Annotated in this window: 21 protein-coding genes; 13 read left to right on the plus strand and 8 right to left on the minus strand. The window is 72.4% G+C overall.

What is annotated here, in order from left to right; genetic code table 11:
* Positions 1-85 precede the first annotated feature (85 nt).
* Positions 86-2,563, plus strand: coding sequence for a SpoIIE family protein phosphatase (locus ACFCXS_RS33185; protein ID WP_376647070.1), 2,478 nt, complete (start codon positions 86-88; stop codon positions 2,561-2,563).
* A gap of 110 nt (positions 2,564-2,673) precedes the next feature.
* Here ACFCXS_RS33185 and ACFCXS_RS33190 read toward each other — a convergent pair whose 3' ends face one another.
* The gene (locus tag ACFCXS_RS33190) at positions 2,674-3,555 is read right to left on the minus strand and encodes a helix-turn-helix domain-containing protein (RefSeq protein WP_376647071.1); all 882 of its coding nucleotides are present in this window, start codon (positions 3,553-3,555) and stop codon (positions 2,674-2,676) included.
* A gap of 206 nt (positions 3,556-3,761) precedes the next feature.
* Between ACFCXS_RS33190 and ACFCXS_RS33195 the strand changes: the two genes are divergently transcribed.
* Together ACFCXS_RS33195 and ACFCXS_RS33200 are read left to right on the plus strand one after the other, a co-directional pair.
* Entirely contained in the window at positions 3,762-4,655 is an 894-nt protein-coding gene (locus ACFCXS_RS33195) for a glycosyltransferase family 2 protein (protein ID WP_376647072.1), read from the plus strand.
* A 550-nt stretch (positions 4,656-5,205) separates the two neighbouring features.
* Positions 5,206-7,311, plus strand: coding sequence for a BTAD domain-containing putative transcriptional regulator (locus ACFCXS_RS33200; protein WP_376647073.1), 2,106 nt, complete (start codon positions 5,206-5,208; stop codon positions 7,309-7,311).
* 20 nt (positions 7,312-7,331) lie between these two features.
* Here ACFCXS_RS33200 and ACFCXS_RS33205 read toward each other — a convergent pair whose 3' ends face one another.
* Positions 7,332-9,023 carry a bifunctional 3'-5' exonuclease/DNA polymerase gene (locus ACFCXS_RS33205; RefSeq protein ID WP_376647074.1) on the minus strand — a complete coding sequence of 564 codons (1,692 nt, stop codon included), beginning with the start codon at positions 9,021-9,023 and terminating at the stop codon, positions 7,332-7,334.
* A gap of 54 nt (positions 9,024-9,077) precedes the next feature.
* Complete coding sequence (locus ACFCXS_RS33210) at positions 9,078-9,818, minus strand: Clp protease N-terminal domain-containing protein (RefSeq protein ID WP_376647075.1); 741 nt, start codon at positions 9,816-9,818, stop codon at positions 9,078-9,080.
* Between the two features lie 97 nt (positions 9,819-9,915).
* Between ACFCXS_RS33210 and ACFCXS_RS33215 the strand changes: the two genes are divergently transcribed.
* On the plus strand, positions 9,916-11,028 hold the full coding sequence (locus ACFCXS_RS33215; protein WP_376647076.1) for a DUF2786 domain-containing protein: 1,113 nt from the start codon (positions 9,916-9,918) through the stop codon (positions 11,026-11,028).
* A gap of 24 nt (positions 11,029-11,052) precedes the next feature.
* Here the strand turns inward: ACFCXS_RS33215 and ACFCXS_RS33220 are convergent, their stop codons facing one another.
* The 4 genes from ACFCXS_RS33220 to rpmB all read right to left on the minus strand — a co-directional run bounded on the left by ACFCXS_RS33220 (position 11,053) and on the right by rpmB (position 13,047).
* On the minus strand, positions 11,053-11,580 hold the full coding sequence (locus ACFCXS_RS33220) for a DUF4232 domain-containing protein (RefSeq protein WP_376647077.1): 528 nt from the start codon (positions 11,578-11,580) through the stop codon (positions 11,053-11,055).
* Between the two features lie 253 nt (positions 11,581-11,833).
* Positions 11,834-12,349, minus strand: coding sequence for a hypothetical protein (locus tag ACFCXS_RS33225; RefSeq protein WP_376647078.1), 516 nt, complete (start codon positions 12,347-12,349; stop codon positions 11,834-11,836).
* Between the two features lie 156 nt (positions 12,350-12,505).
* Entirely contained in the window at positions 12,506-12,811 is a 306-nt protein-coding gene (rpsN, locus tag ACFCXS_RS33230) for a 30S ribosomal protein S14 (protein ID WP_376647079.1), read from the minus strand.
* Entirely contained in the window at positions 12,811-13,047 is a 237-nt protein-coding gene (gene rpmB / locus ACFCXS_RS33235) for a 50S ribosomal protein L28 (protein WP_344461052.1), read from the minus strand. Before rpmB ends, rpsN begins: the two co-directional genes overlap by 1 nt.
* A gap of 65 nt (positions 13,048-13,112) precedes the next feature.
* On the opposite strand from rpmB, the gene rpmG reads away from it, so the two are divergent.
* The 5 genes from rpmG (at position 13,113) to ACFCXS_RS33260 (ending at position 15,910) form a co-directional block, all read left to right on the plus strand.
* Entirely contained in the window at positions 13,113-13,277 is a 165-nt protein-coding gene (rpmG, locus tag ACFCXS_RS33240; RefSeq protein WP_030846000.1) for a 50S ribosomal protein L33, read from the plus strand.
* A gap of 2 nt (positions 13,278-13,279) precedes the next feature.
* Positions 13,280-13,537, plus strand: coding sequence for a type B 50S ribosomal protein L31 (locus ACFCXS_RS33245; protein ID WP_221758008.1), 258 nt, complete (start codon positions 13,280-13,282; stop codon positions 13,535-13,537).
* A gap of 4 nt (positions 13,538-13,541) precedes the next feature.
* Positions 13,542-14,744 carry a CobW family GTP-binding protein gene (locus tag ACFCXS_RS33250; RefSeq protein ID WP_376647080.1) on the plus strand — a complete coding sequence of 401 codons (1,203 nt, stop codon included), beginning with the start codon at positions 13,542-13,544 and terminating at the stop codon, positions 14,742-14,744.
* 6 nt (positions 14,745-14,750) lie between these two features.
* Positions 14,751-14,984 carry a 30S ribosomal protein S18 gene (gene rpsR / locus ACFCXS_RS33255; protein ID WP_376647081.1) on the plus strand — a complete coding sequence of 78 codons (234 nt, stop codon included), beginning with the start codon at positions 14,751-14,753 and terminating at the stop codon, positions 14,982-14,984.
* 707 nt (positions 14,985-15,691) lie between these two features.
* Positions 15,692-15,910 (plus strand): DUF397 domain-containing protein, encoded by a 219-nt coding sequence (locus ACFCXS_RS33260; protein ID WP_050810297.1) that lies wholly within the window; start codon positions 15,692-15,694, stop codon positions 15,908-15,910.
* 91 nt (positions 15,911-16,001) lie between these two features.
* Here ACFCXS_RS33260 and ACFCXS_RS33265 read toward each other — a convergent pair whose 3' ends face one another.
* A complete protein-coding gene (locus ACFCXS_RS33265; RefSeq protein ID WP_376647082.1) occupies positions 16,002-16,517 on the minus strand; it encodes an ATP-binding protein in 516 nt (171 codons plus the stop codon).
* 343 nt (positions 16,518-16,860) lie between these two features.
* On the opposite strand from ACFCXS_RS33265, the gene ACFCXS_RS33270 reads away from it, so the two are divergent.
* From ACFCXS_RS33270 to ACFCXS_RS33285, 4 genes are all read left to right on the plus strand, one after another.
* On the plus strand, positions 16,861-17,685 hold the full coding sequence (locus tag ACFCXS_RS33270) for a helix-turn-helix transcriptional regulator (protein WP_362244364.1): 825 nt from the start codon (positions 16,861-16,863) through the stop codon (positions 17,683-17,685).
* 96 nt (positions 17,686-17,781) lie between these two features.
* On the plus strand, positions 17,782-19,245 hold the full coding sequence (locus ACFCXS_RS33275; protein ID WP_376647083.1) for an aldehyde dehydrogenase family protein: 1,464 nt from the start codon (positions 17,782-17,784) through the stop codon (positions 19,243-19,245).
* A gap of 120 nt (positions 19,246-19,365) precedes the next feature.
* Positions 19,366-19,917: a DinB family protein gene (locus ACFCXS_RS33280; protein WP_376647084.1), complete on the plus strand. Its 552-nt coding sequence runs from the start codon at positions 19,366-19,368 to the stop codon at positions 19,915-19,917.
* Between the two features lie 10 nt (positions 19,918-19,927).
* Positions 19,928-20,569 (plus strand): PadR family transcriptional regulator, encoded by a 642-nt coding sequence (locus ACFCXS_RS33285; RefSeq protein WP_376647085.1) that lies wholly within the window; start codon positions 19,928-19,930, stop codon positions 20,567-20,569.
* Positions 20,570-20,589 lie beyond the last annotated feature (20 nt).

Raw genomic sequence — 20,589 nt, forward strand, 5'->3', positions numbered from 1 at the left:
GCCCGGACCGTTCGTCGAGGGGCGCAGCGCCGTGCCATACGCCCTAGAATGTCGGATATGCCATCCGCCAGATAGGACGGCTGCCATGGTGTTCCACACGGAGGCAACACCGGACGGAACGCATGGACCGTTCGAGACCGCCAACGTGGCTGCTGCGGTGATCGACGCGAAGGGCAAGGTCATCGGCTGGACCGGGGCCGCTGAGCGGCTCCTGGGATACGGCGCGGCGGAGATCCTCGACCGTCCCGGGGCGACGCTGCTGGCACAGCCCGAAGACGCCTCACGGGCGGCCGAGGTCGCCGAGGAGTGCGGCACCCGGGAGAGCTGGGGCGGCCTGGTCGGCGCCCGGCACCGTGACGGCCGCCGCCTCGAGGTCGGCCTGCGCGTGACCGCGATGTCCGACACCGACGGCCGCAAAGCATGGCTCGTATCGGCGATCGATGTGTCGAAGTCCCCGACCTGGGCGGTCAGCGGGGAGGTGCTGGAGGCTTTTCTCACCCGCTCCCCCCTCGGCATGGCCGTGCTGAGCCCGGACCTGCGGTACGTGTGGTTGAACGACACCCTGGAGCGCTACGGCGGCGTCCCGCGCGATGAGCGGCTCGGGCGCCGGATGTCGGACTCGTTGCCGGGCCTGAACACCGAGGCGCTCGAAGCGCAGATGCGGCAGGTGCTGGAGACCGGCGTGCCGGTCATCGACTACGAGTACCGGGGCTGGACCTGGGCGGATCCGCACCAGGAACACGCCTACTCCACTTCGTTCTTCCGGCTCGACGACCCCGACGGCAGCCCGCTGGGCGTGTGCTACATGGGCATGGACGTCACCGACCGATGGCGGGCCCGGCAGCGCCTGGCCCTGCTCAGCGAGGCCAGCGCCTGTATCGGGGGCACGCTGAATGTGATGCAGACCGCCCAGGAGCTGGCCGACTTCTCGGTGCCGAGGCTCGCCGACTTCGTGACCGTCGACCTGCTGGAGGCGGTGCTGCACGGCGACGAACCCGGCTCGGGGCCGGCCGACAGCGCGTACCTGGTGCGGCGTGCCGGGCAGCAGTCGATCCACGAGGGCTGCCCGGAGTCGGTGATCAGAACCGGCGACCTGATCGACGCGCCCAGGTCCTCGCCGTACTTCGAGAGCATGGTCAACGGCAGCCCTGTGCTGGAACCCTTCATGAACCCGGCCATCGCCCCGTGGGTCGCGCAGGACCCGGCGCGGGCCAGGAGCATCGCGGAGTTCGGGATGCACTCGGTGATGTGGGTGCCGCTGTCCGCGCGCGGAGCCGTGCTGGGAGTGGCCACCTTCGTCCGGACGGAGCATCCACAGCCGTTCGAGGAGGACGACCTGCTGCTCGCCGAGGAGCTGGTCGGCCGGGCCGCTGTGTGGGTGGAGAACGCCCGCCGCTACACCCGTGAGCATGCCGCGGCGCTGGCCCTGCAGCGCAGTCTGCTCCCGCGCGGGCTGAACGGCGGGACGGCCATGGAGGTGGCCTCGCGCTATCTGCCGGCCGATGCCCGTGAGGGGGTGAGCGGCGACTGGTTCGATGTGATCCAGCTGTCCGGCGCCCGGGTCGCCCTGGTCGTCGGTGACGTGGTCGGGCACGGCCTCAACGCCGCGGCGACCATGGGCAGGCTGCGCACCGCCGTCCAGACGCTCGCCGATATGGACCTGCCGCCCGATGAGCTGCTGGCGCACCTGGACGACCTGGTGATCCGCCTGACGGAGGAGAAGGGCGGCGACGACGAGCCCATCGCCACCGCGGTGCTGGGCGCCACCTGCCTCTATGCCGTCTACGACCCGGTCACCCAGCTGTGCACCATGGCCCGGGCCGGACATCCGCCGCCCGCCGTGGTCACCCCCGGCGGCAAGGTCGTCTTCCCGGACCTTCCGGCGGGTCCTCCGCTGGGCCTCGGCTCGTTGCCCTTCGAGTCCGCCGAGATATCCCTCCCCGAGGGAAGCCTGATCGCCCTCTACACCGATGGCCTCATCGAGACCAGTGACCAGGACATCGACGTCGGGCTGTCCCGCCTCAGCGACGTGCTCGCGCAGTCCGGCCTGCCGCCGGAGAAGTTGTGCTCGGCGGTCGTGAACAATCTGCTGGTCGGCCCGCAGACCGACGACGTCGCCCTGCTCCTGGCCCGGCCGCATGCCCTGGGCGCCGACCGGGTCGTCTCGTGGGACCTGCCGACGGATCCGGCGATCGTCGCGAGCGCCAGGGAGCTGGCCGTCCGCGCCCTGCTCGGATGGCAGCTGGACGACCTGGTGACGACCACAGAACTGGTGGTCAGCGAGTTGGTCACCAACGCCATTCGGCATGGCACCGGACCCGTCAGGCTGCGCATGATCCGGCACGACAAGCTGATCTGCGAGGTGTCCGACACCAGCAACACCTCGCCCCGGATGGGTCATGCGCGGACCACCGACGAGGGCGGCCGGGGGTTGTTCCTGGTCGCGCAGCTGACCCGCCGGTGGGGTACGCGCTACACCCCGGCCGGAAAGATCATCTGGGCCGAGCAGGACCTCCCGGGCGAGTGGACCACCGGGGCGGGGGCCGGCGGCCCGGGTGCTTGAGAGCCCCTCTGCGGCGGGGCTGCCCGCGGCGTGAGCGCGAAGGGCCCGAGGCGACCGTGAGGCACCGGGCCCCGGGCCGGGCGGATCCGGCCCGGGGTTCTTGCGCGTTTTCAGCGGGTGGTTTCCCGTTCGACCGGCAGCCACAGCTCGGCGTCCGCCTCCGTGCCGTCGGGGGACAGGCGGGTGCGGAGGATCTCCGGGCCGGGGCGGGTGCGGTAGGGGTTGGACGGGAACCACTCGGTGTACACGTCGTGCCAGAGTCGCTGGATAGCATCGGGGGCGGGCCCCGAGGTGGTGAAGACAGCCCAGGTGCCGGGCGGTACCGGGAGTGCGGTGGTGCCCTCGGGTGCCGGAGCCGGTGTCGGGCCGGAGGTGATCACGGCGTGGTAGTAGTCGAGTTCCGTGCCCTCCGCGCGGCTCGGATCCAGGTCGTCGCAGACCGCGACGAGGCCCTGCGGCTCCTGGCCGGACAGTTTTCCCAGCCGGTCCACGGCGGGCTTGTCGAGGCCCCGGACGAAGTCGATGATCACCTGGTTCGGGCCGGAGTGGATCAGGGGGATCCTGGTCTTGAAGCCCGTGACGGTGAAGGCCGGGCGGTCCATGACGCGGTAGTGCATGCTGCTGCTCCCTTCGACGGTGAGGCGGAAGGTCAACCGGGGCTGGGAGACGAGCGCGGCGCCGGTGCGACGGGCCTCGCCCGGGCCCACGCCGTGCATCGCGCGGAACGCCCGCGCGAACGCCTCGCCGGAGCCGTAGCCGTAGCGGACCGCGATCTCCAGGAGCGTTTCGTCCCCGGCCAGCACCTCCGCCCCCGCGACCGTCAGCCGGCGGCGGCGGACGTACTCCGACAGCGGCATGCCGGCCAGGGCCGAGAACATGCGGCGCAGGTGGTACTCCGAGGTGCAGGCCGTACGCGCCAGTTCGGCCGTGTCGACGGTGCGGCCGAGGTCGCGTTCGATCCGTTCCATCACCTGGTTGAGCCGGTCCAGCACGTCCGGTCTCCTTCCTTTCGAGCCCTCACGCTAGGCAGCGCGTGCCGTGCCGCACCCGACATCCTGTGCCCGTTCCGGTCGGGTGCCGCCCTGCGCCGAACGGCGTAGCCCACCACCGTCCGGCAGGCGTCCTCAAGACGTCCCTACCGTGAACGGCTAGCATCGCCCGTCGATCAGTCAGCTGCCGACCGGTACGAGGTGAGGACATGAGGGCGCCCAGGATCGCCGTCGCCGTGGTGACGATGGGCAACCGGCCCGACGAGGTCGACGCCCTGCTGGAGTCCGTCGCCAAACAGGACGTGCCGCCCGAGCGGATCGTCGTCGTCGGCAACGGCTGCCCGCTGCCCGACTTCGCCCACCGGCTGTCCCTGCCCGGCGAGGTCACCACCGTCGAGCTCGACGAGAACGTCGGCTGTCCCGGCGGGCGCAACGCGGCCCTTGCGCGGCTGCGGGAGTTCGGCGACATCGACGTCGTGGTGGATCTGGACGACGACGGACTGCTCGTCGACCCCGACGTGCTGCGCCGCGTGCGGGACCTGTACGCCGCCGACGAGCGGCTCGGCATCGTCGGCTTCCGCATCGCCGACGAACTCGGCGAGACGCAGCAGCGGCACGTGCCCCGCCTCGGCAACTCGGACCCCCACCGGGGTGGTTACGTCACCGGTTTCCTCGGCGGCGGGCACGGGTTGCGGATGGCGATGCTCGACGAGGTCGGCGACTGGCCCGCCGAGTTCTTCTTCGCGCACGAGGAGACCGACCTCGCGTGGCGGGCGGTCGATGCCGGGTGGCGGATCCTGTACGCGCCTGAGCTGCTGCTCCGGCACCCTCGGACCTCGCCCGCCCGGCACGCCATCTACTACCGGGTGAACGCCCGCAACCGGGTCTGGCTGGCCCGGCGCCGGCTGCCGCTCCCGCTCGTTCCCGTCCATCTGGGTGTGTGGGTGCTGCTCACCCTCGCCCGCAATCGGACGGGCGCCGGGCTGCGCGCATGGTTCGGCGGATTCGTGGAGGGCGTACGGGAGCCGGCGGGGGAGCGGCGGCCCATGCGGTGGCGGACGGTGTGGCGACTGACCCGGCTGGGACGGCCACCCGTGATCTGACGTGCCGCCGGGAACTGACATGGCGCCCGTGATCTGACGTGCCGCCGGGAACTGACATGGCGCCCGTGATCTGACGTGCCGCCGGGAACTGACATGGCGCCCGTGATCTGACGTCATCCCCGTGCCATCCGTCATTCGACGTGGCGCCTGTCATCCGACGTGGCGCCCGTCATGGCGCGTCGGCGGAGTCCGCCTTGCCGGACAACCCGCCGCGGCGGGGAGGTGGAGAGGGTCCCGGCCGTTCACCTCTCCGGCCGGGACCCGGACCCGGCCGCGGCGGCGACACTCCCCCGAGTTGCGCGTTCAGACGCGCGCACCGCCGGGCCAGATCCGATGTAGTGATCACATCAGGCTTTGCCAACGGATCGCTAACATGTGGCCAATGCTTCGCCGTTGGGTCATCCGCCGGTCGGCCGGAAGTCGCCGAACCCGGGTGGAGGACGGCCAGGGCATCGGCGGTTCCCGACGCGGCAGGTGAAGGGGAGGGTGGCGGAAATCCGTCGCCCGAGGGCGGAAACCCGCCAAGGCGGGTTCACGGGGGAGTGGCGCGATGATGCGGTTCGGGCTGTTGGGCCCACCGGTGCTGTTCCGCGACGACCAAGGCGGGCCCCTGAGCGACGCCATGCCCGTCGCAAGCGCCAAGTCCCGTGCTCTGCTGGCCACGTTGCTCCTCGACGCCGGACGGGTGGTCCCCGCCGAGGCGCTGGAGGACGCGCTGTGGAGCGGAGCGCCTCCCCTTTCCGCCCGGGCCTCGCTGCACAATCACATCGCCCGGCTGCGGCGGCTGCTCGACGATCCGGGACGGCTGCGCACGGTGCCGTCCGGGTACGTGCTGCGGCTGGACGAAGGCGAGTTGGACGTCCACGTCTTCGACGGACACGTCAGCGCCGCGAGGGCCGCGCACACCGGCCGGGCCTGGGAGCGGGTCCTGCGCGAGAGCGCGGGCGCGCTCGGGCTGTGGCGGGGCGCGCCGCTCGCCGGGCTGGCCCCCGAGGTGGGCGGGTACGCCTTCGCGCAGCGGCTGTGCGAGGCCCGGCTGTTGCTGCTGGAGTGGCGCCACGACGCCGAGCTGGCGCTGGGCGGTCCGCGCCTGCACGAGCTGGTGCCGGAGCTGGCGATCCTGACCGGCGAGTATCCGCTACGGGAGGTCTACCACCGGCAGTTGATGCTCGCCCTGCACCGCACCGGCCGTCAGGCCGAGGCCCTGGCCGTCCACCGGGACCTGAGGACTCGCCTCGTCGGCCGGCTCGGCATCGAACCGGGGGCGGGGGTGCGGGAAGCGCATGCGGAGGTGCTGCGGGGGGTCGTGGGCGACGGCGGTGCAGCGCAGCCGGGTGGCAGCGGCAGGGTACTGATGTGCCCGGCCGACGGAACGCCGCCCGATGGCCCGGGCGCACCGGTGCCTCCCCCTGCATCACCCGGTGACCCGGGCGCACCGGTGCCTCCCCCCGCATCACCCGGCGACCCTGCCGGACCGGTGCCTCCCCACGCCCAACTCGCCCAACCGCCCCATGCCCAACTGCCCCCGGCTCCGACCCCCTTCGTCGGCCGCCGTGCCCTGCGCGACTCCCTGCGGCGCGCGCTCACGGCGCCCGGCCCCCACCCCGTCGCCGTCATCAGCGGCATGGCCGGCGTGGGGAAGAGCGCGCTCGCCCTGGAGGTCGCCCACCAGGTGGCGGAACGTTTCCCCGATGGGCAGTTGCACCTCGATCTGCACGGTGCCACCCCGGGCAGGACGCCTCTCACCCCTGGCGAGGCCCTCACCGCGCTGCTGCGTGACCTCGGCACCGAGCCCTGCCGCATCCCCGAGCGGCCGGACGCCGCCGCCGCGTTGCTCCGGTCGCTGCTCGCGCCGACCCGCATGCTCCTGGTGCTGGACGACGCGGCGAGCGCCGCGCAGGTACGGCCGCTGCTGCCGGGCGGCGCCCGGTGCGCGGTGCTCGTCACCGGCCGTTCGCCGCTGACCGCTCTCGACGGCGCGGCCCGGTTCCCGCTGGGCCCGCTGTCGGACGAGGAGAGCGCCGAACTCCTGCGCAGCGCCTCGGGCCGCGACGGCCTGGACGGCACGGACGCCGCCCGGCTCCTCGTCGAGCTGACCGGCCGGCTTCCGCTGGCCCTGCGCGTCCTCGCCGCGCGGCTCGCCGCCCGCCGGGCCCTGACGCCCGAGGCGCTCGCCGGGCAACTCGCCACCCCCGGGCAGCGGTTGCGCCACCTGGAGTACGACGACCTGAGCGTCCGCCGCTCCCTGGCCGTCGCCTACGACGCACTCGCCGCCTCCGCGTGCGAGACCGACCGGGACGCGGCCCACACCCTGCGCGGTATCGGCACGCTCGACCTGCCCGCCTACGGCGTCCCCCTGCTCGCCCGTCTCACCGGCATCGGCGAAGCCCGCACCGAGGCGGCCCTCGACCGTCTCCTCGACGTGGCCCTGCTGGAGGAGACGACGTACGGCCGCTACCTGCCGCACGTCCTGGTGCGCGACTTCGCCCGTGAACGGGCCGGAGAACCGGGCGCCGTGGACACCGCCGGCACGGCGCTGCGCTGGTACGCCGCTGTCGCCGAGCAGATCCTCGCCGCCTCGGTGGGACCCGGCCCCGGCCGGGACGGCATCCCTCCAGGCGGACCACGGGCCGGCATCGAGCAGGGAGCCGCGTGAGCTCCCGGGGTGCCGGGTGATCACTTGGCGTCCGCGTAGCACTCCACCACGGCCGTCGTGAACGGGAAGCGCACCGGTGTCTGGCCGAAGGTCAGCCGCCCGGCCAGGGCCGCCGCCTCGCGGATCGCCGCCACGACCGCCTCGGCCTCCTCCGTGGGGCAGTGCACGATCACCTCGTCGTGCTGGAAGAAGACCAGCTCGGCCGCCAGCTCCGCGCAGCTCCTGCGCAGCGCGGCGAGCAGCAGCAGCGCCCAGTCGGCGGCGCTGCCCTGGACGACGAAGTTGCGGGCGAAGCGGCCGCGGGCGCGGGCGTTGGTGGAGGCGTAGCCGGGCACCCACGCGGCGCTGTCGTCGGACCGGTCCGCCTCGGCGGCCGGGATGCCCGCTTCCTCGGTCGCGTCGTCCGTCCCCCGGGCCGCCGGCGGACAGGTCCGGCCGAGCCAGGTCCGCACGAGCCGGCCCTCCTCACCGGCCCGGGCCGCGTCGTCGACGTAGGCCACGGCTCTGGGGAAGCGGCGTCTGAGTGCCGCGAGGTTCTTCAGACCGTCGCCGGAGGTCTGGCCGTAGACCGCGCCGAGCACGGCGAGTTTGGCCTGGGAGCGGTCGCCGGAGAAGGCCCGGTCGGAGACCGACTGGTACAGGTCGCTCTCCCGCCCGGCCACCTCCATCAGGCCCGGGTCGCGGGAGATCGCGGCGAGGACGCGCGGTTCCATCTGGTCGGCGTCGGCGACGACGAGCCGCCAGCCGGGGTCGGCGACCACGGCCCGCCGGATCACCTTGGGGATCTGGAGCCCGCCCCCGCCGTTGGTGACCCAGCGGCCGGTCACCGTCCCGCCCGCGAGGAACTCGGGCCGGAAGCGGCCCTCGCGCACCCAGTCCTGCAGCCAGGACCAGCCGTGGGCGACCCAGATGCGGTACAGCTTCTTGTGTTCCAGCAGGGGTTTGACGGCCGGATGGTCGATCGTCCCGATCTCCCACTTACGGGTCGAGGAGACCTTGATGCCGGCCTGGGCGAACGCCTTGACCACGTCGGCGGGCAGGTCGGGCCGCACCCGGCGGCCGAAGGCCCTGGACACCTCCTCGGCCAGCTCGGCCAGCCGGCGTGGCTCGCCGCCGCCCGCGTAGCGATCGCCCAGCAGGTCGTGCAGCAGGGCGCGGTGCACCTCGGCGCTCCAGGGCAGCCCGGCACGGTTCATCTCGGCCGCCACCAGCATGCCCGCCGACTCGGCGGCCGTGAGCAGCCGCATGCGGTCGGGGTGCTCTGCGCTGTCGTGCCGCCGCTGCTGCCCGGCGTACACCGCGAGGAGGTCCGTCAGGGGCAGGTGGACGCCCTGAGGCTCGAACAGGGAGGACTGGGAGCCCGGTTCCGCGGACCGCTGCGGCGGATCGGGCGGTACGGGGCCGCCGCGCAGCCGGGCCAGGGCGGCCGCGGCCGAGCGTGGTTCCCCGTACCGCCCCTCGTGGCCGAGGAGGAGCGTCTCGGCGGCCTCGATGTCGTAGCACCGCTCGACTCGCACCCCCGTGGCGAGCAGGCGCGGGTAGACCTCGGCGGTGGACCGCCACACCCACCGTGTGACGCCGGGACGGCTCCGTACGGCGTCGGCGGGATCCGCCTCCCGCCGCACCGGTCCTCCGGGCAGCCCGTCCGGGCCGAGGGGGGCGACGTCCACGCCACCGTCCTCGGCCGGGGCGAGTGCCCAGCGGTCGGCCATGCGGTGAGTGTGACAGGGGGGTCTGACAACGCCCCCTGCCGCCGCCGACGTGGCTCAGGACTCGTCCGGCATGTCCTTCTGCGCCTGCACGATCTTCTCCAGGGCCTCGGTCACGAACCGCTCGGTCCGCTCCTTGCCGATGCCCAGGCCGCTGAGGACCCCCTGGCCGTTCTCGTGCTCCAGCAGGGCGAGCAGGACGTGCTCGGTGCCGATGTAGTTGTGGCCGAGGCGCAGGGCCTCGCGGAAGGTGAGTTCCAGGACCTTCTTGGCGGCCGGGCCGTACGGCACGAGCTCCGGGGCGTCCTCGACGGCCGGCGGGAGCGCCGCCGTGGCCGCCGCGCGGACCGCGTCGAGCGAGACCCCCTGCTCGACGATCGCCTTCGCGGCGAGTCCCTCCGGTTCGGCCAGCAGCCCGAGGACGAGGTGTTCGGGCAGGCCCTCGGCGTTGTGCGCGGCCTTGGACGCGTTGTGCGCGGCCATCACCACGCTGCGGGCGCGCGGCGTGTACCGGTTGAAGCCCTGGCTCGGGTCGAGGTCGGCCGACTCCTTGGGCACGAACCGCTTCTGCGCGGCCTGCCGGGTGACGCCCATGCTCTTGCCGATGTCGGTCCAGGAGGCGCCGGAGCGCCGGGCCTGGTCGACGAAGTGGCCGATCAGGTGGTCGGCCACGTCGCCCAGGTGGTCCGCGGCGATCACCGCGTCCTGGAGCTGGTCGAGCGGCTCCTCGTGGACCTTCTTGATGGCCGCGATGAGGTCGTCGAGACGGATGGATGACGTGGTGTCGGGATGCGTCATGTGTCAACCGTAGGTTGCGCCCCAGCGACTGTCAACCGAGAGTTGACACTCGACCGCGGGTTCCGGGACGGGCCTCACGGCGTGGCACCATCGGCCCGTGAGTACGTCCAGCACCGTCGACCGCGCGTTCGCAGCGGCCCTCTACGAGACCGGCGAGACGGCCCTCGACACCGGTGCCTCCCTGCTCGCCTGCGACCCGGCGGCGGACCGTGAACTCGACCGGCGCGGACAGGAGTTCGTGGCGGCGGCCTGGCGGCGCGGCTGGCAGCCGGCCGATGTCGTCCGGCTCGTCCGGCGCGAGCTGGACGACGTCCACGTGCTCCTGGTGGCCGCGCTGATCCGCGCGCAGGCGCCCGGCGACGGCCCCCGGGGCCGCCGCTGGACCGGGCAGCTCGCGGACCTCCCCGCCGACGCCCCGCCCCGCACCGACCGCTTCTCGTACGCCACGGCCGTGCTGGAGCTGTACCGGCTGCTGCTGCGGCTGCCCTCCCTGGAGGCCCTCGACGAGCCGCCCGGGGCCGCGCCCGGAGAGGGCGGCGCCGAGTCGCGGATGCTCACCCGCATCCGCGCGCTGCTGGCCAAGGCGGAGGCGACCGGTTTCCCGGAGGAGGCGGAGGCGCTCAGCGCCAAGGCGCAGGAGCTGATGGCCCGGCACAGCGTCGACGAGGCGCTGCTCGCGGCTCGGGCACCCTCGCCGGACACGCCAGGGGCCTGCCGGGTCGGGGTCGAGCCGCCGTACGAACAGGCCAAGGCGGTGCTGCTGGACGCCGTCGCCGGCGCCAACCACTGCCGGGCGGTGTGGAACGAGCCGCTCGGCTTCTCCACGGTCGTCGGCTTCGAGGCCGACCTGGAGGCGGTCGAACTCCTCTACACCTCGCTCCTCGTGCAGGCCACGACCGCGATGACCAGGGCGGAAGCCGCACAGAGGGCCGGTGGCCGCAAGCGCACCAAGACGTTCCGGCAGTCGTTCCTCGCCGCCTACGCCCATCGCATCGGCACCCGGCTGGCGGCAGCCGCCAAGACCCAGGTGACCGACGATCTGCTGCCGGTCCTCGCCTCCCGCGAGGTCGCCGTCACCGGGCGGCTGGAGCGGATGTTCCCGGAGACGACCACGACCCGGCTGCGCGGGGTGCGCGACGAGGAGGGCTGGACGCAGGGCGCGCAGGCGGCGGACGGTGCCCAGGTCCGCCACCGGCCGCCGCTGCGCTGACCCGCCGTCGGCGCCCTCGGCCCGTCAGTCGCCCGACGTCTCGAAGCCGCTCACCGAGGGCTTCTTGTCCGCCGCCCAGGCGACCTCGCCGTACGACCACTTCAGCTCGTGGGCGGTCTTGGTGTCGCCGGGCAGGGTGAAGGACGCCTTGCGCACGGCCAGGCTCTCCGCGGAGCCCGCCTCGCCCCGGACGTAGGTGATCGTGAAGGACGTGGTGCCGCCCTTCCCCAGGGTCAGCGACTGGGCCTTCGCGCCCTCGTCCGGGGAGACGGAGGTCGTCTTGTCGTCGGCCAGCAGGTCCACGCCGGGGAAGCCCTTCAGCGTGCACTGTGCGCCCTTGTTGGTGAGCGTGACGGTGACGGTGCCGGTGTCCCCGGCGGCCGGGGCGGCCCCGGCGCCGACCTCGACGCCCATGTTGCCGAGCGCGCAGGCCGCGTCGCCGGGCCGGTCCGCGTTCTTGACGTCGTCACCACCGGCCTTGTCGTCGCTGCAGCCGGTCAGCAGGACCGTCGCGGCGAGGGCGGCGGCCAGGGTGAGGGGATAGGTGCGCATGTGGTCCTCTGAGCGTGTCGAACGGGAGCGGCATCGGGCCCCTGGATCATCACGCACGCGCGCACCGCACGGCCACGCACCCCCTGCGATTCCCCCGAACGCCGGACTCCGGGACCTGCGCGTGGTAATCCGTGGAATGCACGCTCCACGCCCCTCGCACCACGCGCCACGCCCCTCGCGCCACGCGCTCCCGGCACCGGACAGGCCGCGGTGCCCGTCGGCGATCCGCGGCCGTCCGTCCGGAGCCCGTGTGTCAGCCGAGGCTCGCCGTCGGCAGCCCCGTCGGCAGTTTGCCGCCCTCGGCCTTCGTGTACGTCTCCGTGCCGAGGCCGCCCTCCCAGGTGACCTTCAGGCTGTTCTTGTTCACCGAGTCGACCATGCCGGTCGCCCGGTCCTTGGAGCCGTCCGTGCACCTCAGGCGGATCATCCGCATGCCGGACTGCTCGCCCGCGGTGCCGCTGCACACGCTGCCGCCGGTGGCGAACAGCGCCGCCTGCTTGCCGGTGATCACCAGGGCCACGGCCTTGCCGCCGGTCGTCGCGAGCCAGCTGCCCGCCAGCGCACCGCCGGACGTCCCGCCGGAACCGGAACCGGAGTCTGCGCCCGCCGGGGCGGACGCCGAGGCCGACGGGGAGGGGGCGGCGGACGCGTCGTCGCCCGAGTCGCCTCCGCTGCTGCACGCGCTCAGCACGAGCGCGCCCGCCAGCCCCGCGGCCGCCGCGGCGACGCGCACGGCGCCGGAGCGGCGCGGGAAGATCACCGAAGTCACTGCAAGCCCCCAAGCTGTAACCGGGCCGACCGGCCCGGACGGCACCGGCCGGCCCCGTGGCCGGAACGATCGCAGCAAGCTACCAGGGCCCGTCAAGAGCCCCCGGAGCGACCGCAACAAACTGCCAGGGCCCGCCGAGAGCCCCATGACCACCTCTTACCAGGACGACTTGCGCACGCCGGGCAGATGTCCCGCGTGCGCCTGCTCCCGCAGACCCACCCGGGACAGCCCGAACGCGCGGAAGTAGCCGCGCGGCCGGCCGTCCACCTGGTCGCGGTTGCGTACGCGCGTGGCACTCGCGTCGCGCGGCTGCCTGCGCAGCTCCGCCTGCGCGGCGAGCCGTTCGGCCTGCGTCGACGACGGCCGCCGGATGATCTCCTTCAGCTCGGCCCGCCGGGCGGCGTACCGCGCGACGACCTCCTGCCGCCTGTCGTTCTTCGCGATCTTGCTCTTCTTCGCCATCAGATCCTCACTCCCCGGGCGCGGATCCGGGCGACGGCCGCCTCGATCCCGATCGTGTCGACGGTCTTGATGCCCTTGGTGCTGAGCCGGAGCCGGACGTACCGGCCCTCGCTCGGCAGCCAGTAGCGCTTGGACTGGATGTTGGGGTCGAACCGGCGCGGCGTGCGCCGGTGGGAGTGGGAGATGCGGTTGCCGAAGCCGGGCTGTGTGCCGGTCAGCATGCAGTGCGCGGACATGGGTGGTGACGTACCTCTCTGCCTCAAGTTGTGGAAATGGATTTCATTTTCAGTATCATAGCGGCATGGCACGCAACGAACTCCGTCCGGTCATCAAGCTCCGGTCCACCGCCGGGACCGGCTTCACCTACGTGACCCGCAAGAACCGCCGCAACGACCCGGACCGCATGACCCTGCGCAAGTTCGATCCGGTCGCCGGTCGTCACGTCGACTTCCGAGAGGAGCGCTGAGCATGCGCCAGGGAATCCACCCGGAGTACGGGCCCGTCGTCTTCCGCGACCGTGCCGCGAACTACGCCTTCCTCACCCGCTCGACCCTCTCCGCCACGGCGGGCGAGAAGACGATCGAGTGGGAGGACGGCAACACCTACCCGGTCGTCGACGTCGAGATCTCCGACGTCAGCCACCCCTTCTACACCGGCACCGCCCGCGTCCTGGACACCGCAGGCCGCGTCGAGCGCTTCGAGCGCCGGTACGGAAAGAAGGGCTGATCGCGTGACCGTCCCCCCTCGGCTCCCGGTCGTGATCGTCGCAGGGCTGCACGCCGACGCCCGCAGAGCGGCCGTCGCGCGGCTGCTCGCCGACGTGCCCGGCGGTGTCGTCCTCCACCACGACCTGGCGACGGCCGCCACGGGCACGGTCGTACGGACCGTCCGGGACGCCTCCGGTGTCCTCGACGCCGGGGAGGCGCCGCTCGTCAACGACTGCGCGTGCTGCGCCCTGCGCGAGGACCTGGTGCCCGAGCTGGAGCGGCTGCGGGACGCCGGATCCACCCGGCTGGCCGTCGTCGAACTGTGGGACTCCGTCGAGCCCAAGGCCATGGCCGAGGTCGTCACGGCGGGCGGGCTCACCGTCACCGGCGTGATCACGGCCGTCGACCCGGCCCTGGTCCTGCCGTACCTCGGCAACGGCGACGACCTCGCCGACGCCGGTCTCGCCGCCGCCGCGACCGACCGGCGCACGGTCGCCGACACTTTCGCGCGCCAGCTGGAGTACGCCCCGGTCCTCGCCGTCGCCGACTCGCCGGAGGCCGACGACGAGGACCACGAGCTGCTCGCGCAACTGCACCCGACGGCCCGCCGGGCACCGGTCGGGCAGGAAGCCCTCGCGGACCGGGCCGACGACGGCCTGACCGTGCCGACCCCGCGCAGGGGTCCGCTCTCCCCGCTGGCCGAGGCCGCCCTGGCCGGATTCGACGTCGAGGCGGCCGCCGCCGCCCAGCACCCGGCCTGCGCGCTGCTCCCCGCCGAGGCCGACGCGCACGGCGTCTCCACCCTGGTGTGGCACCGGCGCCGCCCCTTCCACCCGGAGCGGCTGTACGCCGCGCTGGAGGACCTGACCTGCGCGGCCGCCCGCAGCCGGGGCCGGTTCTGGCTCGCCGACAAGCCCGACACGCTCTTCCACTGGGACGCGGCGGGCGGGGCCCTGTGCGTGGAGAGCACGGGCCCGTGGCTGGCGTCCCTGCCGGACGCGGCCTGGGAGATGGTCCCGCCGGTGCGCCGTGCCGCCGCCGCGCTGGACTGGCACCCCGAGCACGGGGACCGCGGCCAGCACCTGGTCTTCACCTCGCCCGGCCTCGACCGGGACGGCCTGGAACGGCTGCTGGAGTCCTGCCTGCTGACCGACGCCGAGTACGCCGCCGGCCCCGACGCCTGGCAGCGCCTGCCGCACGCCTTCGACACCCTCCTGGAGGTCTGACCCGCCATGCCCCGCAAGCCCGACCGCAAGCCCGCCAAGGACCGGCCCAACCCCCTGGACCAGGCCGGGATCACGTACATCGACTACAAGGACACCGACCTGCTGCGGAAGTTCATCTCCGACCGCGGCAAGATCCGCAGCCGCCGCGTCACCCGGGTGTCGTCCCAGCAGCAACGGCAGCTGGCCAGGGCCGTCAAGAACGCCCGCGAGATGGCACTCCTGCCGTACACCGCCCGCTGACGCCGAGCCCGTCCGGCCCGGGTGAGGTTCCCCACGCTTGACGGGTGGGGAACCCTTTGCCCGTCCCACGGCCGGGCAGGGGGCCGCCGCCGACCGTCCGGCGCGACGACACGTGGCGGGTGGCCGGGACCGGGCCGGACGCCGGTCGGACCGGCCGCGCGGCGGCATTCCCGTGAGCCGTGCCGGGGCGCGGGGTGCGCAGGCCGGCGGGAGCCGCAAGCCGAGCGGGTGTCCGGCGATGGTCCGAGCCGGGCACCGGCCACCAGCACGACACCGGTCTCCTGCGACCGGCCCATTTCTCCCCGTCCTCGCAGGCCACGGCCGCCTTCCGGATGCGGGTCGGCCGGCCGAACGCCCTTCGCACAGCCGTGCGTCTCAGCTCCCGCTTCTCCGGTACGGCCGCCGCGCCGTCGCCTCGGCCCGCCGCCGAGCGGATGCTCCGCCTCCACCGGACCTCCCCGAACCGGGCCACTTCCGCGCAGGCCGCGGGGAACGAGAGGCGGGGGCGAGCCGTCAAACAGTCGAGAGCTTCGGTCAAGCGGTCGTCAAAGCTGTAACCGTGGAACCACCCCGCGTGCACGTGCATCTGCCCATGCATCTGCACATGAACAGGGCTATGATCCGGGTCAGTTGACCACTGCACCAATGGCCACACCAGCCAGTGCACCACCGGGGAGCGACCTGTGGACCACGACGTGTACAACGGTATGGCGGCCGCCGGACTGCGCGGTGTGGCCTGGCAGAAGAGCCGGCACAGCAACTCGCAGGGCTCGTGCGTGGAGTTCGCCCGGCTGCCGGGCGGTGATGTGGCCGTACGCAACTCGCGCTTTCCCGACGGCCCCGCGCTGGTCTACACCCGTGCCGAGATCGAGGCGATGCTGCTCGGCGTGAAGGACGGCGAGTTCGACCATCTGGTCGGCGGCTGAGGCTCCGTCGGCCCCGGTGAAATCGGGGCGAAGTGCCCTCGGTGCGCGGTGACGCGCGTAGAATTGCGGCGCGAGAATGCGCCGCGGTCTCTCATTCCCCGCCGGGGTGTGGACCGGCGTGCGGCAGCCGGAACAGCGCCCAGACCACCTTGCCGTCGAGCGCGCCCGCGAGCGGGTGCCAGCCCCAGCTGTCGCTGAAGGAGTCGACGAGGAAAAGCCCGCGGCCCGACTCGGCCGAGAAGTCGTCGGTCTCCCGGGCGACCGGACTGTCGTGGCTGGGATCGCGTACCGCGCACACCAGCCGCTCGGACCACCGCATCAGGTGCAGGCGCACAGGGGGTTCGCGGTCGCCGGTACACGCGTTGCCCGTGGGCAGGCCGTGCCGCAGCGCGTTGGTGACGAGTTCCGAGACCACCAGGCAGACGTCGTCGAACCGCTCGCCCATGTCCCACTGGTCGAGGGTCCGGCGGGTGAACCGCCGCGCCTCGCGGACCGCTTCGTAGCGGGCGGGAAGGGCGCAGGAAGCGGCGTCGGACACGGCCGCGGGATCCAGCGGCGGAAGGCCCTGCCGTAACGGCTCGAGCATGGTCGATCCATTCGTCCCCATGCGAGGCACTCCCGGGAATTCGCGGTCGGTGCGATGCGGCGGTGGTGCGGGACCATGGTTTCGGATGCGTACAGCAGATGCAAGGGCAGATGCACGTGCACGTGACCGGAATGAGATGTCCCGTACCGGTTGTTGGGAAATTTTTCCGTCATCTTCGCGTCGCTCTTTGGCCGTTCACTTGCCTTCTTCTTGCTCCCGCGCGCGAGCGTCGACCGACTCGATTCCGTTTCCGTAACCGGACGAGTACTGCTCGGAGTGTTTTAGTGGCAGACTGCGGCCCCTGAAGACGTTGGGGAGGCTGGCGAACGTGAGCGCGGGAGAGCCGGGATCGGTGGTGCGGCGCATGCTGCTCGGATCACAACTCAGGCGACTGCGTGAGGCGCGGGGCATCACGCGCGAGGCGGCGGGCTATTCGATCCGCGCCTCCGAGTCGAAGATCAGCCGGATGGAGCTGGGCCGGGTGAGCTTCAAGACCAGAGACGTCGAGGACCTGCTGACCCTGTACGGCATCACCGACGAGCAGGAGCGCTCCTCCCTGCTGTCCCTGGCCAAAGAGGCCAACGTCGCCGGGTGGTGGCACAGTTACTCGGACGTGCTGCCCAGCTGGTTCCCGACCTACGTCGGCCTGGAGGGCGCCGCCTCGCTGATCCGGGCGTACGAGGTGCAGTTCGTGCACGGACTGCTGCAGACCGAGGCGTACGCCCACGCGGTGGTCCGCCGGGGCATGCAGGGCGCGAGCGAGGCCGACGTCGAACGCCGCGTGGCGCTGCGGCTGGAGCGGCAGAAGTACCTCTTCGACGAGCGCGCGCCCGACTTCCACATCATCCTGGACGAGGCCGCCCTGCGCCGCCCGTACGGCGACCGCGAGGTGATGCGGGGCCAGCTCCAGCACCTCATCGAGATCTCCGAGCGGCCCAACGTCCGGCTCCAGGTGGTGCCGTTCAGCCTCGGCGGCCACTCCGGCGAAAGTGGCGCGTTCACGATCCTCAGCTTCCCCGAGTCCGACCTGTCGGACGTCGTCTACCTGGAGCAGCTCACCAGCGCGCTGTACCTGGACAAGGCCGAGGACGTCGCCCAGTACGAGAAGGCGCTCAAAGAGCTCCAGAGCGACAGCCCGGGCCCGTCGGAGAGCCGGGACCTTCTGCGGGGCCTCCTCCAGCTCTCCTGAAGTACTCCTCCAACTCGCCTGAAACATCAGTACGATGACGTGTGATCAGATCGTGAAGGCGCGATCGGAGATCTTCCAGGGATCGAGGGATCACACATGTCGTCGTCCTGCTTCACCGACCTCGCACAGCAGTACATCGACGGTGAGTGGCGCCCGGGCACCGGTTCCTGGGACATCATCGACTTCAACCCGTACGACGACGAGAAGCTGGCGTCGATCACCATAGCCACGGCCGACGAGGTCGATCAGGCGTACCGGGCGGCGGCCCGCGCCCAGAAGCAGTGGGCCGCGACCAACCCCTACGCCCGCCGGGCGGTCTTCGAGAAGGCGCTGCGCCTGATCGAGGAGCGCGAGGCCGAGATCTCCGAGGCCATCATCGCCGAGCTCGGCGGCACACGCCTGAAGGCGGCCTTCGAGCTGCACCTCGCCAAGGAGTTCCTGCGCGAGGCGGTCCATCTGGCGCTGGCCCCCGAGGGCCGGATCATCCCCTCGCCGGTGGACGGCAAGGAGAACCGCGTCTACCGCGTGCCGGTCGGCGTCGTGGGTGTGATCAGCCCCTTCAACTTCCCGTTCCTGCTGTCGATCAAGTCGGTCGCCCCGGCGCTCGCGCTCGGCAACGCCGTGGTGCTCAAGCCGCACCAGAACACGCCGATCGTCGGCGGCTCCCTGGTCGCGAAGCTCTTCGAGGACGCGGGGCTGCCCGGCGGGCTGCTGAACGTCGTCATCACCGACATCGCGGAGATCGGCGACGCCTTCATCGAGCACCCGGTCCCCAAGGTCATCTCCTTCACCGGCTCCGACGCGGTCGGCCGGCACGTGGCGACCGTCTGCGCCCGGCTGTTCAAGCGCTCCGTGCTCGAACTGGGCGGCAACAGCGCGCTGGTGGTCCTCGACGACGCCGACATCGACTACGCGGTCGACGCGGCGGTCTTCAGCCGGTACGTCCATCAGGGCCAGGTCTGCATGGCCGCCAACCGGGTCCTCGTGGACCGGTCGGTCGCGGACGAGTTCACCGAGAAGTTCGTGGCCAAGGTCAAGACCCTCAGGACGGGCGACCCGCGCGACCCGGAGACCGTCATCGGCCCGGTCATCAACTCCTCCCAGGCGGACGCCGTCTCCGGCGTGGTCGAGCAGGCCCTCGCCGAGGGCGCCACGGCCCTGGTGCGCGGTGGGCGGACCGACAACCTCGTCGAGCCGTCGGTGCTGACCGGCCTCCCCGCCGACTCGGCGCTGCTCCGGCAGGAGGTCTTCGGCCCGGTCGCCTTCCTGGTCCCGTTCGACGGCGAGGAGGAGGCCGTACGGCTCGTCAACGACACGCCGTACGGCCTGAGCGGTGCCGTCCACACCGGGGACGTCGAGCGGGGTGTGGCGTTCGCCAAGCGGATCGACACGGGCATGTTCCACGTGAACGACGGCACCGTGCACGACGAGCCGATCGTCCCCTTCGGCGGTGAGAAGCACTCGGGCATCGGCCGGCTCAACGGCGACACGATGCTCGACTCGTTCACCACGACCAAGTGGATCTCGGTGCAGCACGGCCGGAGCGGGTTCCCGTTCTAGAGCCCTCATCTTTCGAGTTGCCGGCGCGCGGGCCCTTGCGGACGGAACCTGACCGCAAGGGCCCGTAGCTTGGTCGGTGTCAGGGGGAGAGGCCCCCGGGCCCGACGAAAGGCGGCGGTCATGGTCACCCACGTTCCGGCGGAGGCACACGGCGACGAGCGCGGAGCGCTCCTGTCCTTCATCGCCGAGCAGCGCGGCGGCGTCCGCCGGGCGGTGCTCGGGCTGACGGACGAGCAGGCGGGCTCCCGCCCCAGCGCCAGTGAGCTGTCCCTGGCCGGGCTGGTCAAGCACGTCGCCGAGGTCGAGCAGATGTGGGTCTCCCTGGCCAAGGGCGAGCCGCCTGCGGTGGTGCGGGACCGGACCAACTGGCACGAGTGCTTCCAGCTGGTCGAGGGCGAGACCGTCGCGTCGCAGCTGGCCTACTGGGAGAAGGTCGCCGCAGAGACGGAGGCCTGCATCCGCTCGGTTCCGAGTCTCGACGACACCTTCGCGCTGCCGGCGCAGCCCTGGTTCCCGCCGGACGGCCGGGTCTCCCACCGCTGGCTCTGCCTCCACCTCATCCGTGAGACGGCCCGGCACGCCGGTCACGCCGACATCATCCGCGAGTCCCTGGACGGCAGGACCGCCTTCGAGCTGGTGGCCGAGGAACAGCGGGCGGCGGCCGCGTCCTAACCTGGACCGCATGTCAGCGATCCGCCTCCTCGTGCTCGGCGCGGTCCGTATGCACGGCCGCGCCCACGGCTACCAGGTGCGCAACGACCTGGAGTACTGGGGCGCGCACGAGTGGTCCAACGCCAAGCCCGGCTCGATCTACCACGCCCTGAAGCAGATGGCGAAGCAGGGGCTGCTGCACGCGCACGAGATCGCCCCGTCCACGGCGGGCGGCCCGCCGCGTACGGAGTACGAGATCACCGGGCAGGGCACCGAGGAGTACTTCAGGCTGCTGCGGGACGCGCTGGTCACCTACGACCAGCGGGGGGACGTGAAGACGGCCGCCGTCGGCTTCGTCGTCGATCTGCCGCGGGCGGAGGCGGTGGCGCTGCTGAAGGAGCGGACCCTGCGGATCGAGCAGTGGCGGGCCTCCGTCCTGGAGCACTACGTGCCCGAGGAGGGGCCCGAACAGCTCGGGCACATCGGCGAGATCATGAACATGTGGGTCCACACGGCCGACTCCGAGGGCGAGTGGACCCGCGGTCTCATCGAGCGCATCGAGGGCGGCGCCTACACCTTCGCCGACGAGGGCGACCCGTTCGTCGGCATCCTGGCCGACGATGTGGAGAACCCCTACGCGACGGGGGAGCCGCATCCCGGAGATGCTCACTAATCAAGTTTGACGACTGGCCT

It is taken from the genome of Streptomyces sp. NPDC056373, assembly GCF_042262425.1.
Taxonomy (GTDB): Bacteria; Actinomycetota; Actinomycetes; order Streptomycetales; family Streptomycetaceae; genus Streptomyces.

What these genes read in the sequence shown, in the direction of transcription:
- ACFCXS_RS33185 (WP_376647070.1), top strand. Translation starts at nt 86, where the DNA reads ATGGTGTTCCACACGGAGGCAACACCGGACGGAACGCATGGACCGTTC.
- ACFCXS_RS33195 (WP_376647072.1), top strand. Translation starts at nt 3,762, where the DNA reads ATGAGGGCGCCCAGGATCGCCGTCGCCGTGGTGACGATGGGCAACCGG.
- ACFCXS_RS33200 (WP_376647073.1), top strand. Translation starts at nt 5,206, where the DNA reads ATGATGCGGTTCGGGCTGTTGGGCCCACCGGTGCTGTTCCGCGACGAC.
- ACFCXS_RS33205 (WP_376647074.1), bottom strand. Translation starts at nt 9,023, where the DNA reads ATGGCCGACCGCTGGGCACTCGCCCCGGCCGAGGACGGTGGCGTGGAC.
- ACFCXS_RS33210 (WP_376647075.1), bottom strand. Translation starts at nt 9,818, where the DNA reads ATGACGCATCCCGACACCACGTCATCCATCCGTCTCGACGACCTCATC.
- ACFCXS_RS33220 (WP_376647077.1), bottom strand. Translation starts at nt 11,580, where the DNA reads ATGCGCACCTATCCCCTCACCCTGGCCGCCGCCCTCGCCGCGACGGTC.
- rpsN (WP_376647079.1), bottom strand. Translation starts at nt 12,811, where the DNA reads ATGGCGAAGAAGAGCAAGATCGCGAAGAACGACAGGCGGCAGGAGGTC.
- rpmB (WP_344461052.1), bottom strand. Translation starts at nt 13,047, where the DNA reads ATGTCCGCGCACTGCATGCTGACCGGCACACAGCCCGGCTTCGGCAAC.
- rpmG (WP_030846000.1), top strand. Translation starts at nt 13,113, where the DNA reads ATGGCACGCAACGAACTCCGTCCGGTCATCAAGCTCCGGTCCACCGCC.
- ACFCXS_RS33245 (WP_221758008.1), top strand. Translation starts at nt 13,280, where the DNA reads ATGCGCCAGGGAATCCACCCGGAGTACGGGCCCGTCGTCTTCCGCGAC.
- rpsR (WP_376647081.1), top strand. Translation starts at nt 14,751, where the DNA reads ATGCCCCGCAAGCCCGACCGCAAGCCCGCCAAGGACCGGCCCAACCCC.
- ACFCXS_RS33260 (WP_050810297.1), top strand. Translation starts at nt 15,692, where the DNA reads ATGGCGGCCGCCGGACTGCGCGGTGTGGCCTGGCAGAAGAGCCGGCAC.
- ACFCXS_RS33265 (WP_376647082.1), bottom strand. Translation starts at nt 16,517, where the DNA reads ATGGGGACGAATGGATCGACCATGCTCGAGCCGTTACGGCAGGGCCTT.
- ACFCXS_RS33270 (WP_362244364.1), top strand. Translation starts at nt 16,861, where the DNA reads ATGCTGCTCGGATCACAACTCAGGCGACTGCGTGAGGCGCGGGGCATC.
- ACFCXS_RS33275 (WP_376647083.1), top strand. Translation starts at nt 17,782, where the DNA reads ATGTCGTCGTCCTGCTTCACCGACCTCGCACAGCAGTACATCGACGGT.
- ACFCXS_RS33280 (WP_376647084.1), top strand. Translation starts at nt 19,366, where the DNA reads ATGGTCACCCACGTTCCGGCGGAGGCACACGGCGACGAGCGCGGAGCG.
- ACFCXS_RS33285 (WP_376647085.1), top strand. Translation starts at nt 19,928, where the DNA reads ATGTCAGCGATCCGCCTCCTCGTGCTCGGCGCGGTCCGTATGCACGGC.